Here is a 16,609-nt window from a genome sequence, read left to right as displayed (position 1 = left end):
GCGAATTCCTCCGCCCTGCCAGGCGTCGAGGCGACTTCCCCGCCCGCCCAGCGGACACTTGTCGAAGCGACCAGCCGCTCACGACGAGGTTGCGGATGATCTGGAAGGCGCGAGGCGGCCTGCGCCTCGCGCCTCCAGCGTCGTTCGGGGGTTACTCCCAGTCGGACGACATGCCCTCCGGGAGTCGGGAGCCGAACCCGCCGGTGGGGAGGATCTCCTTGATGCGGGCGAGATCAGCGCTGGTGAGGGTGAGGTCAGCGGCGCCTACGTTCTCCGCGACCCGGCTGGCGCTGCGGGTGCCAGGGATCGGGACGATGTGCTCGCCCTGCGCGAGGAGCCAGGCCAGAGCGAGCTGGGCCACCGTGGCGTCCTTCGAAGCGGCGAGTTCGGTGAGCTGGCGGGTGGCTTCGACATTCTTCTCATAGTTGCCGGGCTGCCAGCGGGCGTCGCCGCGACGCATGTCGGTCTCGTCGTACTCGGCGGCTGGCTTTGCGGCGCCGGTGAGGAATCCGCGTCCGAGGGGCGAGTAGGGCACGAAGCCTATGCCGAGTTCTGTGAGGGTGGGGAACAGGACCTCGACCTCGCGCTCGAACAGGGAGTACTCGGTCTGCAGCACTGACACGGGCTGGATGGCGTGGGCGCGGCGCAGCGTCTCGGGGCCGACCTCGCTGAGTCCGAAGTACTTGACCTTGCCAGCATCGATGAATTCCTTCACGACTCCGGCGACGTCCTCAACGGGCACGTTTGGGTCCTGGCGGTGCTGGTAAAGGACGTCGATCTGGTCCACTCCAAGACGCTGCAGGCTTCCCTCGACCACCTCGCGGATGCGCTCGGGGCGTGAGTCGTAGCTGAAGTCGGGGGCTTTGAAACCGAACTTCGTAGCGATGACGATGTCATCGCGGAAGCTCTTCACGGCCCGGCCGACGATTTTCTCGTTCTCGCCCCAGCCGTACATCTCAGCCGTGTCGAAGTGGGTCACGCCCAGGTCGTAGGCCTTCTGGATTGCGGCGATCCCCTCCTGCTCGTCTCCCGGCCCATACGCCAATGAAATTCCCATCGAGCCGTAGCCGATAGCCGAGGTGGTGAGGCCGTGCTGGCCAAGAGTGCGTGTCTGCATGAGTTGCCTTTCTATGTGAGTTCTGGTGCCACCGGCGCGACATCGTCGTATCCGAAAGCACTCTGACAGTCTATGCGTTTTTGACAGTCGGTGTCATGTGGGGCGCTGTATGCTGAATCTGTGAATGAAGGTACAACGGCGGGCCGCGGGCTGAGACAGCGGACACGAGACGCTATTCGTCAGCAGATCGCTGACGTTGCTCTCGTGATGTTCGATGAGCGGGGCTTCGATGAGACCACCGTCGACCACATTGCGGCAGCTGTCGACATCTCGCCTCGGAGCTTCTTCCGGTACTTTCCGTCGAAGGAAGACGTCGTTCTCGGTGACCCAATGATTTACGGTGAGCCGGTCCGACAGCGTCTCGCTCAGGCGTTGGGAACGATGCCGGTGTGGGAAGCCTTGCGTGAGGGCTTTGAGGCGGTCATGGAGAACGTCGAATCAAACCCGGAGTGGGCGCTGCGTGCGACGCGAGTGATGATCAGCACCCCTTCACTGCGCACCCGGAACACGGAGAAGCATCTGACGTGGATGGCTGTCCTCGAACCTCTTGTCGCTGATGCTCTCACTGGTCCTGAGGTGGAGCGGCACTATCGGGCGCGAGCCGTCACGCTGGCGGCATTGACCTGCCTCGACGTCTCCTCAGCCGAGTGGGTATATCGAGGAGGAGAAGTGACATCCCGGGTACTCCTCGACGAAGCATTCCAGATGCTCAGACCCGCGATCTTGGCTGATTAGGCACTACACGACGACCATCGCCGGAAGGCGCTGAGGACGGCGTCGGGATCGCGCGGCCTCGTGCCGCGTGGGCGTCGAGTCGCGCGCGGTGCACTGAGCCGTCCCGGCGAACCAGCCAGAGTGGCCGTTGGCCGCGGGCGTGGGGTGGTGGGATGTCGCGGAGCCCGGTCAGCGCGCGGAACTCCCCGATACTGCACCCGTCGAAGAGAAGCTCGGTGGTCTCGCGGAGGGTTCCGAGTGCGCCCCACCGCGACATCCACGCGTCGGCATCTGCGATCAGGATGCCGGGATCGCCTTCGCGGAAGGCAAACAGGTCGGGCGAATCGGCTGTCCTGCCGACGTCCACGAGAGGCCGGTTGGGCGCGCTCGCCCGAAGCAGGGTGGCGAACTCACGCGGACGAGTGGAGACCACCGCGAGCGGAACCCCCGGCGTGGGCACGGCGACAACAGCGCTCGCTGCGCGGAGGTGCGGAACGGCGTCGGCCAGCGCCACCTGAATTCTGTTTCCCCGCCAGATTCCCGCGCCCGGTGGAAAATCCGCCTGCCAGTCCTCGCTGTGTCCGCCCGCAAGCAGGTGTTCCTGCCTGCTGGGGAGGCGCAAGAGGACCGCGCTCCCGCAGAGTGCGCCGAGCCCGTGCAGGGATCCCGGCAGGCGTTGGGCGGTGAGTACCGTCGTGACGCCTCGGCCGGGGCCCTCCCGGAGCAACCTCGTCAGCATCTCGACCAATGCCGCGGTGTACTCGTCGGGGCAGCCGAGCACGATCGCGTCGATGTCGTCGAGCAGCAACACCCGCCGTGGGCGCTCGCCCGTTTCAGGCTCATCGTCCAGGGCGTCGTGGATGGCGTCCCATACCGCGGGAAGGGACGGAAACACCCGGGTGACCCGAACGCGGGTCGGCGCCGTTGCGAGGGCGTCGAGCAGCGCGGTCTTGCCCGCGCCTCCCGCTCCCACCACGAGCAGGTTGCCATGACGGTCAGGGTCGAACCTGGCGACATCCTGCCGCTGCTCTTCAGGAAAATCGACCAGTGCGAACGGCACGGTCATCTCGAGGGCGCGAGCGCCAAGGTCGGCGATGCTCACCGCGGTCGGAAGGGGCGCGCACCAGGGTGCCTGCGCGCGCGGGTGGCTAGCCCAGCGCTTCGTGACTGCCGCGATATCGGACGCGACGGTGAGCGCGACCTGCACGGGCTGAACCGCCCCGCCGTGGCTGCGCACCAGCGCACGACCGCGCGGGGTTGCCGGCAGTAGTGCGGCTGCGTCGCTGCCGATGACATTGATGCTGTCTGGCGCGTTGTTGACGCGAAGGCACAGCCGCAATCCCGCGTTCGCCAGAATGCTCTCCCGTACCACCCCGCCCGGCCTTTGGGTGCACAGCACCAGGTGCACGCCGAGCGAGCGGCCCCGAGCCGCGAGGTCAACGAATACGCCGTGCAAGCCCGGATGATCGTCGAGCATCGCCGCGTATTCGTCGACCACAATCACCAGTCGTGCCAGAGGCGAGTTTTCACCGAACTCGTCGATCGATCTGGCCCCCGCGGCAGCCAGCACCCGCTCGCGTCTGCGCACCTCGGCGCGAAGGCTGCTGAGGGCGCGGAGAGCCTGGTGGGTGTCGAGATCGGTAATCATGCCGACGCTGTGCGGCAGCTGCCGCAGGGGTTCGAAGGCGGCCCCGCCCTTGAAATCGACGAACAGAAACGACACCGCGGCCGGCGCACGCGTCGCCGCCATCGAGACCACCCAACTGATAAGGAGTTCGCTCTTTCCGCTGCCCGTCGTGCCGCCGACAATCGCGTGGGGCCCGTCGTGGAGCAGATCGACAACGACCGGGCCGCCGGGTCCCACCCCGAGCGCGCACTCCAGCGCTGGGTGGGCTGTCGCGGCGTGATCAAGAAGTGCGTGCAGGCCCACCCTGTCGGGCAGGTTCGCCAACGGGGACGCGATTCCCTCCTCCCGGGCAGACACCGTCTGCGCCCTGGCCCACAGCTCGGCCTCCCGTTCGGAAACATAGTCAGACAGGAGCGAACCACAGGCTGTCGGATCGGGATGCTTCGTCACCACGCTGCCCGCAGCTCCCACCGAGACCACAACGCGAGCATCGCGCGGGAGCTGCATCGCGGTGTGTGCGATCGCAACGACGAGAGGGGGCGAAGTGCCGGCCGCGTCGTGAAACACGACGTACTCCGCGCCCGGACGCGGGGACGTTCCTGACAGCAGCGGCGCTCCTGACAGCTGCGACGCTCCCGACAGCTGCCAAGCTCCTGACGGCGGGATTGCGTCAGATATTAGGCGACCGTCACCCACGGTTTGGTCGTGCGGCAGCTGTGCCAGCCACCCCCACGGGCCATCGATCCGCGCGCCTGACGGCGAGAGAGCGGCGGCAAGTTGGATCACGATCGCTCGAGCGGCGGCGACCGCGAGGGGCGTCGGACCGTAGAAACCGATCCCCAGCCGGGCGTCGATGACGACCGGCGCGGAGTCGACAAAGGCGGCCAGTGAGCGGAGGCGTTCGCGATGGGCCAGCACCTCATCATCCGCATCGATCATTGTCTCGTCCTCCACCACCACGGAGCTCGCGACGGGTCCCTCACCAAGGCGCACCCGGATGGGACTCGAGAAGGAGCCGCGCCACCGCTCCGGGTCGGGCAGCGCGGAGGCGAGGAGCACGCGAGCGCCGGGGGCCGTGGTGGCCAGTGCGGAGCGCTCACGGAGGTGCGCCTCGGCGATCGCCCGTCGTGTGCGCTCACAGTCCCGCTCAAATCTGGCCCGCTGGAGCCGACGGGTGCGGCGCGCGCCGACCTGAGCGTCGCCGACACTCGCGACGGCGATGAGGGGGCCGAGCGCCGCAAAGATGAGGGCGTAAATCGAATCGGTGATCGCCCACAGGGCTACCGATCCGATGACAGGCGCGATGGTCGCGAGCCACGGAAACGTGTGAGGCGGGCTGTTTTCCGGCGGACGGGGCAACGCCACGCGCTCCGCGACCCGTGGCGCACCGCGCGAAAACGAACTCATGGCGCCAGAGAACCAGACGCCGGCTGTGACGCCGGGGCGATCGGCGCAACCGGTGCACAGTTATTGGGGCGGTTCCCCTGTCAGGGACCCGTCAGCTGCTGTCACCGCGTTAGCTGCTGCCAGGACGCGTCAGCTGACAACGACGAATTGCTCACCGAGGTCGATCCTGGTGCCTCGCACGATTCGGTACCGTTTTCCGGGGTCGCAGCGACGGGGTGCCAGCTCGGGTTCGCGGATCACGGTGCCGTTGGCGGAGAACCGGTCGGCAACCCAGAACGCTCCGTGTTCCTGGCCGAACTCCAGGTGGGATTTCGACACGGACTTGCCCGGGTCAGTCAGGACGACGAGCTGGTCGAACGATTCGCCGGGTTGCGCGACGGGATTGCGTCCGAGCAGTCCTGTGCCGAACACCGTCACACTCTCGCCGGTGCTGAACTGCAGCACAAAGCGTTCGCCCAGCCCGGAACGCGAGACGATCCGAGTGCGTTCGTTGTCTTCACGCTCGTCGCCCTCGTTGCGCGCGGTGTCCGGTTTCGGCGGCGCGACGGGAACCCCCTCCGGGCGAGGTTCGGGGTTTGCGTGGGGCAGGGCGATCGGCGCTGCGGAGAACATCGGGGGCGGGGTGGGAGCGGATGTCGGGCTCGGCGACGATTCGGGGACCATCGCCGGTTCCGCGGACTGAGTAGAAATCGGCGTCGGTGCCGGTGTCGCTGTCGGCTTCGGTGTCGCTGTCGCTGCGGAGGCGTGGGGCGGTTCCGGTGTCGTCGCGGCGCGCTGAGCGTTCGTTTTCACTGGCGACGGATCGGGCATCAGGTCGAACTCGGCCGAGAGCCAGTTGCGGTCGAGAGCAATCGTGTCGCCGGGCGCTGCGACCGGAGCCGGTTTCGGGTTCGAGGTCAACGTCGGCGTCGGCGTCGGCGTCAGAGCCGTCGAGAGCGCCCGAGAGTTGGTGGCGCGGCCGCATTCGCCACAGAACATGGCGCCGACCGGCAACTCCGCTTTACAACCCAGGCAGCTCACAATCGCTCCCCTCCGCGCTTTGTCCGATTTCTGCCACTATAACCTCCGAGCGAGGCCAGCGAGACACTGGCCTTGATCCGCTCCCAGCGCGACACCTCGGAGTCGAGGCTCGCGTTCAGGTCATTGACCGCGCGCCAGACCCGGTCTGCCTCGACGCGGTCGGGTTCACTCGGGGCAAACACCGCCCGGTCCGTGACGGCGGCGAGCACGGCGGCGCTGGCTCCGCCGACGACACCGGCGACTTCGCTGCGGGTCGCCGAGGACGGCGGCCGGTAGCCATGATCGAGCGCCGCGTCCTCAAACTCGCGCCACGCCCCCGTGATCCGATCAAGGTTCTTTGGAGCACGCCGACGAAGCCGGCGGCGGCGCACCTTGGCCAGAACGATCGCCAGGAACGGCGCGAGGACCACGACGATCGCGGCCGCAATCGATCCGACCCACTGCAGCACAGCGAACAGCACGTTTGTGGACGGCTCAGGCTCGTCCGCCTCGTCCTCCTGCACGCGCGGAGCGTCCTGCACCTCAGACGGAGCGGGCTCTGCGGCCGGGGGATCAATCACGGTCTCGGGACGCGCAATCGTCGTCGCATCCTGGGGCACCTCGGGTGGGATGTCTCGAGCCTCAGGATTCGGGTCGATGGCCACCCAGCCGAACTCCGCACTGTTGACCTCGATCCACGCGGAAACGTCTGCACCAGTCACCGCGGTCACCTGCCCCGGGGCGGTCTGACCGGTTGGTGCGAATCCGAACACGACGCGTGCGGGGAACCCGAGCTCCCGTGCCATCAGCGCCGCCGTCACCGCGTACTGTTCCGCATCGCCGATCATGCGCTGCTCGGTGAGCAGCTCCGAGATGCGGTCGGCCGCGTGGCCAGACCGGCTCGCCGGTTCATCCCCCACGCCGTGGCTGACATACCCGTCAGAGCGCAGACCATCGAGCATCGCAGCCAGCTTTTCGCCGGACGTTTCTGCATCTGCTGTGTACCTTTGCACGGCGACCGTGACTTCCTCCGGTATCACCGACACCGGAGGCACCGCCGCACCACCGGGTGTGAGCTCGGCCACGGCATCCGCGGCGGGCTGGTCCGGGTCGACCGCGGTGAGCGTGTAGCTGTCGCCTGCGGACAACCCACCCACCACCGCAGCGGTTCCTGAGGTGTTGTTGTAGAAGAACGAGGACTGGAGTTCAGCGACATCCGCCCCCTCAAATTGAACTGACTGCAGGCTGCCGACCGTGGGCACCCAGGGGCCAGACAGCTCCCCGACCTCGACACCGAGGGTCACGCTGTCCCCCGACACGCTGCTCTGGTCGAACTCGTATGGCACCCGGGTGAACGTGCCCGACGCACTGCCGGTCTGTTCATCACCGACCGAGTAGATGACACCGTTGTAGGTGTCGAGCGCGGCGATCCTGATGCGGGCGCCGTCGGGAAGCCCGGTGACCGTGAAGAGCACGGCCGTATTGGTCGGCTCCGTCCAATACCTGCGGAAGACCGACAGGGGGCTGACATAGTCCGCCGGGCGGAAGGGCTGAACCACGGCGTTTCGCAGCACCTCGCGGTCGCCGGTGGGGGCGAGAACGAACGCTGCCGCCGTCGCCGCTCCTCCCGCGAGGGCGAGGATCACGACCGCGCTGAGCGCCGTCCGCACCGCGGCCACGGCACCGCCCGCCACCACACCGCCCGCCGAGGTACGTCCGCGCGGGGAACGCGTATCGTCCGAGAGGGAATGGTGCACACTAGCTTGCTCGTCGTCCCCGGTCGTGGCGAGCGCAAGCGACCTGCGCACCAGCGCGCGCCGCACGAACGACCGCTGCAGTGCGGCCCACACGACGAGAGCGGCCGCGAGTAGAAGCGTGACGAGCACCGGATACCGCGGGCTCAGCGGCCCGAACATCAGCGCCGCGATGTACAGCACCGCCGGCGCGAAGACCGCCACCGCGAACCTGCGGGTGCGCAGCGCGATACTGAGCGACACGACCGTGAGCAGAAGGATGAGCGTGAAAAAGGGCACAAGCAGCGCCTCGAACGTGCCCACCGGAAGCGAAATCGTGAGCAGTTGTTTCCAACCAAGCGCCACGCCCATCACCAGATCGCCAAGCCCCTGCACGGTGGGCAGTACGCCGGACTGCGCCTGCGACGGCACGGCAAGGGGCACCCCCACCGCGAGAAAAGCGGCCAAGGTAACGAGACCCACGACCGGTGCCTTCCAGCGCAAGGCCGCACCACAGAGCGCGATCGCGGAGCCGACCAGCAGGGCGCCGGCCACCACGACAACAAGCCAGGGGGTGTGATAAATCGGCCACAGGGCAACGGCAGCGAGGGCGGTGGCGAGCCACAGCATCCCGGTGTTGAGAACGATAAAGGCCAGGGAGGGACGATCGGATGTCACGCCGCCGCCGATCGCGCAAGGAAAGCCTTCAGGTCTTCGAGGTAACCAATCGTGAACACGGTGAGACCGGCCAACGCGCGCACCCCGGGAACGCTCTCGGGGTCGCAGACGATGGCGACGGTCTCCACCCCGGGCGGAAATTTCGCCGAGGCGGCTCGCAGCTGGCTCGAGTTGACCGGGGATCCACAGACCAGGAACGCCACGGAGACGCCGACGACCTGGTCGGAGGCCACCCGGGCGACGTCGACGATCGCGAGAGCGGCCGCGGCGCGATCCACCGCGGCGAGCGCGTCAAGCAGCCGGGCGCGCGACAGGGTCGGCAACGGCGTGACCGCGAAGACCTTGCGGGTGGCGAACTCCGGCGTCGCCGCGCTGACGGCGACCGTCACGTCGCGGGTGTCCCTGATGGCGCGCGCGCCAAGTGAGGCGGCGACGCTCACCGCCATCTCGAATTCGTCGTCGGTGGCGTAGTCCCCATTGGCGAGGCTGAGCGCGACGAGCAGGTGGCTGCGCCGCGTCTCTTCGAACTGGCGCACCATGTGCACACCGGTCTTCGCCGTCGACTTCCAGTGGATGGAGCGCCGCTCGTCGCCGGGCTGGTACTCGCGAAGCGCGTGGAACGACATGTCGCTGGTGGAGAGATCCCGCGTCGGATTGCCCTCGAGGTCGCGCACCAGGCCCGAGCTCATGCTCGGAATCGCGACCGTGCGGGGGTGCACAAAGAGCGATGCCGTCTGCGTCCAGGATTGCTCCCGCCGCACGAGGCCCACCGGGTCGGCGCGGATCGACCTCGCGGGACCGATGGGAACCACGCCACGGCGAACGGTCGGCACGGCGAACTCGCGCCGGTACTGCCCGTTGTGAGCAAGCGGCGGCAGGGCAATCTCGATGAGACCGTGCCCCATCGGCACCTCGAGGTTGGCTCCGCGCAGCTGAACCCTGCGCGGGTTACGCACGACAACGTGGCCGCTGGCATCGTCGCCGACGGCTACCCGAACCGAAACCAGCGAAAGGTCCACGTCGAGCGGTGCGCTGCTGATCAGGTACAGGGCGGCGAGGCACAGCAGTACCAGCCCAGCCCAGGCGGCGACGACCAGCTCGATCCAGCCGAATCCGTACCCCGTGAGGAAGCCGACCGGAACCAGCAGGAGCAGGGCCCACCCGACGGGGGTGACGACCGCCGCGAGGTGCTGGCCCGCGGTCCCCATCGCGGCCCGGGCGATCCGGAAGATGCGCACCGACCCCACGATCGCGTCCGCGAGCAGACCGGTGCGCGCGCCCACGATGCGGGTTCGCGCGTTGGTCAGCCCCTCGGTCGCGAACGCCGAGTCTCCGAGCGACCGGGTCAGGGCGCGGGTGCGCGTACGGGTGTTCACCCGGGTTGCCGGTCGCTCGGCGGCGGGGTCTCCAACAGGATCTGGGCGATAACACTCGCGGCCGTGACGCCGTCGAACTCGGCCTCGGCGTCGAGAAGCAGGCGGTGCGCCAGCACCGGTTCTGCCAACACCTTGATGTCGTCCGGCGTGACGTAGTGGCGTCCGTTGGCGGCGGCGAGGGTCTTGGCCGTGCGGATCAGCGCCAGCGCCCCCCGCACGCTGACCCCGAGACGCACCTCGACCGCTGATCGGGTGGCATCGACCAGGCGCGACACGTAGTCGTTCACGGACGGATCGACGTGCACCGACCGCGCCAGCTGCATCATCGTGAGAAGCACCTCGGTCGGCACAATGGACGGCACTGCGCGCTGGTGCGCGCTGACATCCGAGTTCTCCAGGATGCGCAGCGTCGCCGCATGGTCGGGGTAGCCGATCGACGTCTTGATGAGAAAGCGGTCGAGCTGCGCCTCGGGGAGGCGATAGGTGCCCGCCTGTTCGATGGGGTTCTGCGTCGCGATGACCATAAACGGCGACCCCACGCTGTGCGACACCCCGTCGACGCTGACCCTGCCCTCTTCCATCACTTCCAGCAGCGCGGACTGCGTCTTCGGGCTCGCGCGGTTGATCTCGTCCGCAAGAACGATGGTCGCAAAGACCGGCCCCCGATGGAACTCGAACGAACCCGAGCGCTGGTCGTAAATGCTGACACCGGTAATGTCGCCGGGCAGCAGGTCGGGGGTGAATTGCAGCCTGCTGGTGGTGCCCTTCACGGTTTGCGCGATGGCACGGGCGAGCGACGTCTTTCCGGTGCCGGGAAAGTCCTCCAGAAGCAGGTGGCCGCCGGTGAGCAGCGAGGTGAAGCCGAGGCGGATCACAAACGTCTTGCCGAGCAGTACCTGTTCCACGTTGGCGACAAGACGCCCAAAGGTTTCAGAGAACCAGCTGGCCTGCTCCGGGGTCATCGTCATGGTGTTCTCCTTGTTGTGTAATCATTCCAGCCGTAGGCGCGCGTGTATTCGGCGCCGCCGACGGTGATCGTGATGGTGAGACCGGGGAAGGTGCCATTGTTGTCGGCGACGACCGTGCACTGGCCACCCGCCCCGTCAACGATCGGAACCGGCGCTCCCCCACACGAGTAGCTGACGGAGTCGTACCGTCCGCGGGGTGACGACGCCCAGCTGTAGCTGCCGGTCGCGGGCAGTCCGGGATCGATCTCGGGTTCGTTTACGGTCGCGGAGAGCGAACCGAGCGTTGTGTTGTTCACCGGCACGCCGAGCGGCAGCGGGGCAGACCAGTCGGCGCTGCAGACCGGTACTGAGTATTCCGGATAGTTTGCGCAGGCCTTCACCTGCACGGTCAGATCCTGACCGTAGTGGCTGCCGTTGCTGGAGACGAAGAAGCCACCCGGGGTGATCGGGCCGCTCTCGCCCCCCTCGACGGTGCCTCCGCCGAGCCGGTAGATCAACGAACTGGCATCGGTCGAGCCCCGGGTGATGACGAAATCGTCGAGGCGGATGTCCCAGGTGCTCGAGCCGCTGCTCAGGGGCTCAGACACGGAGATCGACTCCACCGATCCCGGCCGCTGCCGCGGGGTCAGCTCGACCACCGGGCTGGTCGTGCATCCCATGCCGTTGAACGCGTAGACGGCAAATTTGTACGTCGTGTTCGCGGAAAGGTCACCGAACGAGGTCGACGTGCCGGTGCCCAGGGAGCGGAAGGTGTCGCTGAGCTGTGGCACCGAGACGGAGCCGGGCAGATCTCCGCGTACCGAGCACTGCGGCGCTTCTCCGGTGAACACCGCGGCGTAGTAGTCGCTCACCGGTCGACCATTTGCGGTGACGAGACTGCCCCAGTTCAGCACGATGGTATCGGGGTCGTCGATTTCTGCGGAGGCGACGGGAGGCGCCGTAAACACGGGTGCCCCGGCGGGGATGCCCGAGCCCGCTGCGCTGTTCCACGTGGCGAGGGTCGTCGATGCGCTGTTGCGGGCGCTCACCGAGAACGCGACCGGGGTGCCGTTGCCCAGCCCCGCGTTGGTGATGTCGCGGGTGTAGACCGTGCCCACCGCATCCCGTTCTGGCACCGAGTACTCCTGGGTTCCGGCGCCCGCGACGGTCAGGACGTAACTCGTGATGGCGGATCCGCCCGAACTTTCGGGTTTGGCCCAGCTGATTCGCAGTCCGTGGTCAAGCGGCGTCGCTCTCACGCCCGTCGGTGCACCCGGCACAACGTCCGACCAGGTTGCCGCCGAGGTCACCGCGGGGTCCGAGGCCCCGATCGCGTTTCTCGCGACAACCGAGATGATGACCGAGCTGTCCGGTCCGTTTCCCGGTGTGGTGACAGTGCAGCGGGAGCCCGTGCAGTCCGCTCCGCCCACGGTTGCCCCTGAGACGGCGTCCTGCAGAGCGACGCGGTACCCGGTGATGGGCGAGTTGTTGAATTGCCCGCCCGTCCAGGTGACCGTAAGCCTCCGGTCGGCGAACGCGGTGACGCTGACATCGCTGACGGCGTCGGGGCGGTCCTGCACGGAGATCCGGACCGTGCCCCACACGGCACGGGTTGGGTCTCCGGTCGCATCCATCACCTGGTACTGGAGCGTGGTATCGGTCGGCGCCGCGGTCGCTGCCACCGACACCGTCAGGGTCGCGTTGTCTACGCTCGGCGTGACGCGCACTCCCGCGGGCAGTGTCGCGTTGTCCGCACCGCGGATCGCGATCACGCGCAGCGGGGTGCCGGGAAACGGATTAGTCGCGTTGTCGTTGCCGAGCACGTCCACCACCGTGTTCTGCCCGCGCCGTACGGGCGCAATGTCGGTCGCCGGGCGTGCCAGGGGCCGGGTGGAAGGCACGATCTCCACCTCGATCCTGCCTGCCTTACCCTCGGTCAGCGCGTCGCGCACTCCCACGAGCAGCGTGCCCATGCTTCCCGTGCCCGCGGCGACGCCCGGAGCAATCGTCAGACTCTGCCCGGTGAGGGTGGCCCGCATGTTCTCGGGAACGCTGAGCAGCGTGTACTGCAGTTCGCCGATGTCGTTGGGGTAGGGGTAGGTAGTGAGCCGGGTCAGGTCGATTTTCTTTGACTCGGCGGGTTCGAGCTGGAGTACGGCGCCCGCGAACACCGCCGGTTGGTTCTCGCGCGGCAGGACGGTGATGGCGAGAACCAACGTCGCGGTCCTGCCCGCCGGGTCGGTCGCGCTCTCCCCGTCGGTGACTTCGAACGAGATCGACGCCTCACCGAAGAACTGGTCGGCGGAGGTGAACACGAGCGTGTCGCGATCAACAACGAGGCTCGCACCGTTGTTGTGGGTCGCCCGCACCGAGCTGGTGTCGGTGAGTTGCACCGACCGGCCTTCCGCGGCGAGAACGTAGTCGTCCAATTGGATCGTCAGCGCCTGCTCACTGACCACGGTCAGGCGGGGCGCGTTCGCGTTCAGCTGCGGGAGGGCGTCGTCGAGCCCGGGAACCCGGATGAACCCGAAACTGACGATGCTGGCGTCCTCCGGGTGGGTCACCGCGAACGGGATGATCTGGCTGCTCCGCGTCACGCTCACGCGGATCGTCCTGGCCGTGGTGACGCGCGCCGAACCGTCGTATCCGGGGTAGACCGACAGCGTCAACGAGCTCGGGTCGCCGTCGGCGAAAAAGACGCCAGCGAGAACGTCGACGGTCACCTCGTCGCGGTCGACGATGTCGCTGAGGGTGAGCACCGCGTCCGTCACGATGGGATAGCTCAGCGGCGCGTCGGGCGACACGGTCACCCGGATGAAGTTGGAGCTCGTTCCCCCGAGCTCATTCTCGATCGTGTACACCACGCCGTAGACCCCCGCGGTCTCGCCGGGGGTGATCACCACGATGTCCCCGTCGACCCTCGCCGTGGTGGCCGAATCGTTGGGAACGGCGGATGCCACGCTCAAAGTGGTTCCGTCTGGGTCGGAGTCGTTCGCCAGCACCCGAACCGAGACGGTAGTCCCCGGCCGGGTGGCCACCTCGTCGAGCGTCGCCACCGGGTTTCTGGCGCCGTCGAGTCTGGCGCTGATGCCGACCCGCACGGTGCCGGTCGCCCGGGCGCCGAGGGCATCGACAACCGCGTAGTCAAACGAGTCCGTTCCGGTCGAATAGTCGCCGGCGCGGTACGTGATCGAGTCCGCACCGACGGCGATGACCGAGCCGCGCTCCGGGCTGGTTTCCTGGCCGAGCAGCTGCACGGTGTCGCCGTCGGGGTCGATTCCCGTCAGCGGCACCGGGATCGTCACCGTTCCTCCCGCCAATACCCGGGCGGTCAGCGGAGCCGGAACCGGCGCGGCATTCGTGTTTGTGTCGGCCTCTCGCACGGAAATGTCCACCTGTGCTCGAGCGCGCTGACCGTCTGGTCCGGCAATCTCGTAAACCGCCACGAAGTTTCCCGGCGTGGCGGGAGCCAGGTAGCGCAGCACTGTTCCGGAGGCAAAAAGCAGACCGGAGTCCTCGGGCAACCCTTCCGCCAGGGCGGGGAGCAGGGTCAGCGCGGCACCGTCCGGGTGCTCGTCATTGTCCAGAACGGCAATGTCGGTGGTCGCACCCGCACGGACCGTGATGCTGTCGTCTCGAGCGATCGGAGGTTGCAGCGACGGCGGAGCGGCGATCTCGATGACAGTAATTGTGCCCTCGGCGGAGGCGAGGCCGTTGCTGATGCTGTAGTTGAAGGTGACCGCGCCCGCCAACGGGGTGTCGAGCCGCACCCGCACGTAGCGCTGTTCGATGATTTCGGCCGACACGCCAGACGCGGGCGGGAGATTGCTGAGCCCGGTGACAACGAGCACGGCGCCGCCGGGGTCGATGTCGGTGCCCGCCACATCCACCTGTTCGGATTGGAGGCTCTGCACGAACACCGTTTTGGGGACGGTGACCGGGCGCGAGCTCACGACCGGAGCCGAGACATCCACCCGCACGACTCCGGTGGCGGAGAGATCGCCGTCGGTGACGACGTACTCCAGGTAGTGGGTGCCCACCGAGGTGCTCGAGAACTGGAACGTTCCCGCCTCATACGCGGGCAGGATCGTGACATCGGGTTTTGCGGGCACGCTGACCAGCCGTGCCTCGGCGCTGCCGCCGTGCACGTGGGCGAGTGGGGTGACCGTCACCGCGGTTCCCGCGGTCGCGCGCACGATGAACGCCTCGGCAACCAACGGCACGGCGCCGGGTTGCTCGATACGCACGTCGACGCTTCCGTTGCCCACCGCGGTGCCGTCCGACACCGCCAGCAGCACCGACGCGGCGCCGGAACTGGGCGCCTCATCTGAGAAGATCAGCGTGCCAGACGGTTTGAACGTGACGCTGTCGGGTGCCGCCGTCGTCGCGGACGCGAGGTAGAACGCGTCACCGTCCGGGTCCACCCAGTCGCCGAGGACCTCGGTGGTTGCGCGCCCGCCGGCCGGGGCGACGAGCGAGGTCGAGCGCACCTGCTCAGGCGGGGAGTTCTCCGACGCGGCGCGCACGGTGAGTGTCACCGTGGCGGTTGCCGACCCGCCGCGTCCATCGGTGATCGTGTACTGGAACGATGCGGTGCCCCGGCTGGTATCCGCCATGGTCACCTGCAGCAGCTGGTTGTTATTGATGGCATCGACGAAGCCCACCGACTCGTCCAACGCCTCGAACTCGCTGACCACCACAACGTCGCCGTTGGCGTCGTAATCATTGAGCAGTACCGGAAGCGTGCTGGTGCGACCCGGACGCACCCCGAACTCGTCGTCCGTCGCGACCGGCGGTTGCTGCTGCTCGTCCACCTGGGTGAGGCTGTCGTCGTCCACCACCTCCGGCTCTGCCGAGTCGTCCGGCGGGATCAGGTCCGCCCAGTTGTTGATGAGCTCGCCGGCACCCTGCACCAGCCACGCTCCCCCATCGCGCGTGTCGTTGAGCAACGCCCGGGTGCCGTTGACCTGGAACACCGGAGTGGCCGAGGCCGGCATCGACTGCAACGTCATTAAGCCAGCGCTGTCGACGCCGTCAGCATCCGGGGCCTCGGCCGAGGCATCCGTCGCGTCGTCGCCCGAACACTCGCGCCAGGCGGTGCCCGCGCTCCAGCCGGCCAGAATGCATCCGGCAACAACCACCGGCGGCGCGGGGGTGCCGGCCTGTCCGTCCACGAGAACGCTCTGGTCGCCCGAGTCGAGCTCAACCGCGACAGCTCCGCCTGAGTCCGCAAGGATCACGCGGGTTCCGTCAGCGCTGGCGACCTGGAGCTCGACCGACGCCGCCGCGTTACCGGGCATAGCCAACGTCACCTCCCGGTCGGACAGGTAGAGCTGCCCGGTCGAGGAGTCGAGCACCGCCCAGCGGTCGTCTACGGAGGTGATGGTCGGGATTGCGTCCGCGGGCAACACCAGGTCATCGGTCGATTGCACCTCGTCGGATGCCGCGGGCGTCATGCGGTACACCTGCTGCGTGCTCGGCGAGTAGGAGAACAGGCTGCCCGCGTCGTCGATGCTCGAGACCAGCCCGGCGCCGAGGCTCAGGGTCGGCTGGGCCTCCGCGTCAAAATCGCTGAGGCTCGCAAGCGGCACAAACCAGACTTCGCCGGTGCCGCCGGAGAGGATCACCACCGTCTCCCCGGTGAGGAATACCTCGGGTGCGTCAGGCGGCAGCGGAACATCGTCGATGACGGTGGATGTCGCGGAGTCCACGACCTCGAGCGTGCTACTCGTGCGGTCGACGACGAGCACGGTGGTACCACTTTGCAGGATGCTCACAGTGCCGCCCAGGTCGGACATCACCGAGTTCAGTTCGAGCACCTCGGTATTGGCACGGCCGATGGCGCCCTCCGCCGCGTTGGACACCCAGACCGCGGCATCCTGCAGGTCCACCTTTCGCGCGGAGTATCCGCCGGACACGACGGCGATGACAGCGATCAGGGCGGCGATAACAGACCCGCTGGTTACCGTGAGAATGAGGGATCGACGGGCCGCAAACCAGTGCCTGATCAT

8 protein-coding genes are annotated in these 16,609 nt (G+C 67.7%); 1 reads left to right on the top strand and 7 read right to left on the bottom strand.

The features are described 5' to 3' along the window. Window positions 1–151: 151 nt before the first annotated feature. A complete protein-coding gene (locus B0I08_RS05310; protein ID WP_106210551.1) occupies window positions 152–1,117 on the bottom strand; it encodes an aldo/keto reductase in 966 nt (321 codons plus the stop codon). A 120-nt stretch (window positions 1,118–1,237) separates the two neighbouring features. Here B0I08_RS05310 and B0I08_RS05305 point away from each other — a divergent pair, with 120 nt between their 5' ends. After that, window positions 1,238–1,852, top strand: a complete 615-nt coding sequence (locus tag B0I08_RS05305; RefSeq protein ID WP_106210549.1) for a TetR family transcriptional regulator — start codon at window positions 1,238–1,240, stop codon at window positions 1,850–1,852. Here B0I08_RS05305 and B0I08_RS05300 read toward each other — a convergent pair. From B0I08_RS05300 to B0I08_RS05275, 6 genes are all read right to left on the bottom strand, one after another. Further along, window positions 1,827–4,865, bottom strand: coding sequence for an FtsK/SpoIIIE domain-containing protein (locus B0I08_RS05300; protein ID WP_106210547.1), 3,039 nt, complete (start codon window positions 4,863–4,865; stop codon window positions 1,827–1,829). The genes B0I08_RS05305 and B0I08_RS05300 overlap by 26 nt on opposite strands. Window positions 4,866–4,994: 129 nt before the next feature. Beyond that, window positions 4,995–5,843 (bottom strand): FHA domain-containing protein, encoded by an 849-nt coding sequence (locus tag B0I08_RS05295; protein WP_106210545.1) that lies wholly within the window; start codon window positions 5,841–5,843, stop codon window positions 4,995–4,997. A gap of 38 nt (window positions 5,844–5,881) precedes the next feature. Further along, window positions 5,882–8,275, bottom strand: coding sequence for a transglutaminaseTgpA domain-containing protein (locus B0I08_RS05290; RefSeq protein WP_245884578.1), 2,394 nt, complete (start codon window positions 8,273–8,275; stop codon window positions 5,882–5,884). Beyond that, on the bottom strand, window positions 8,272–9,651 hold the full coding sequence (locus B0I08_RS05285; protein ID WP_181243243.1) for a DUF58 domain-containing protein: 1,380 nt from the start codon (window positions 9,649–9,651) through the stop codon (window positions 8,272–8,274). Before B0I08_RS05285 ends, B0I08_RS05290 begins: the two co-directional genes overlap by 4 nt. Then, window positions 9,648–10,619 (bottom strand): AAA family ATPase, encoded by a 972-nt coding sequence (locus B0I08_RS05280; protein WP_106210543.1) that lies wholly within the window; start codon window positions 10,617–10,619, stop codon window positions 9,648–9,650. Before B0I08_RS05280 ends, B0I08_RS05285 begins: the two co-directional genes overlap by 4 nt. Beyond that, window positions 10,616–16,609 carry an Ig-like domain-containing protein gene (locus tag B0I08_RS05275; protein ID WP_106210541.1) on the bottom strand — a complete coding sequence of 1,998 codons (5,994 nt, stop codon included), beginning with the start codon at window positions 16,607–16,609 and terminating at the stop codon, window positions 10,616–10,618. Before B0I08_RS05275 ends, B0I08_RS05280 begins: the two co-directional genes overlap by 4 nt.

The organism is Glaciihabitans tibetensis, assembly GCF_003003265.1.
Taxonomy (GTDB): Bacteria; Actinomycetota; Actinomycetes; order Actinomycetales; family Microbacteriaceae; genus Glaciihabitans; species Glaciihabitans tibetensis.
The sequence above is the reverse complement of the archived record's forward strand: the minus strand, read 5'-3'. Positions and strand labels throughout refer to the sequence as shown.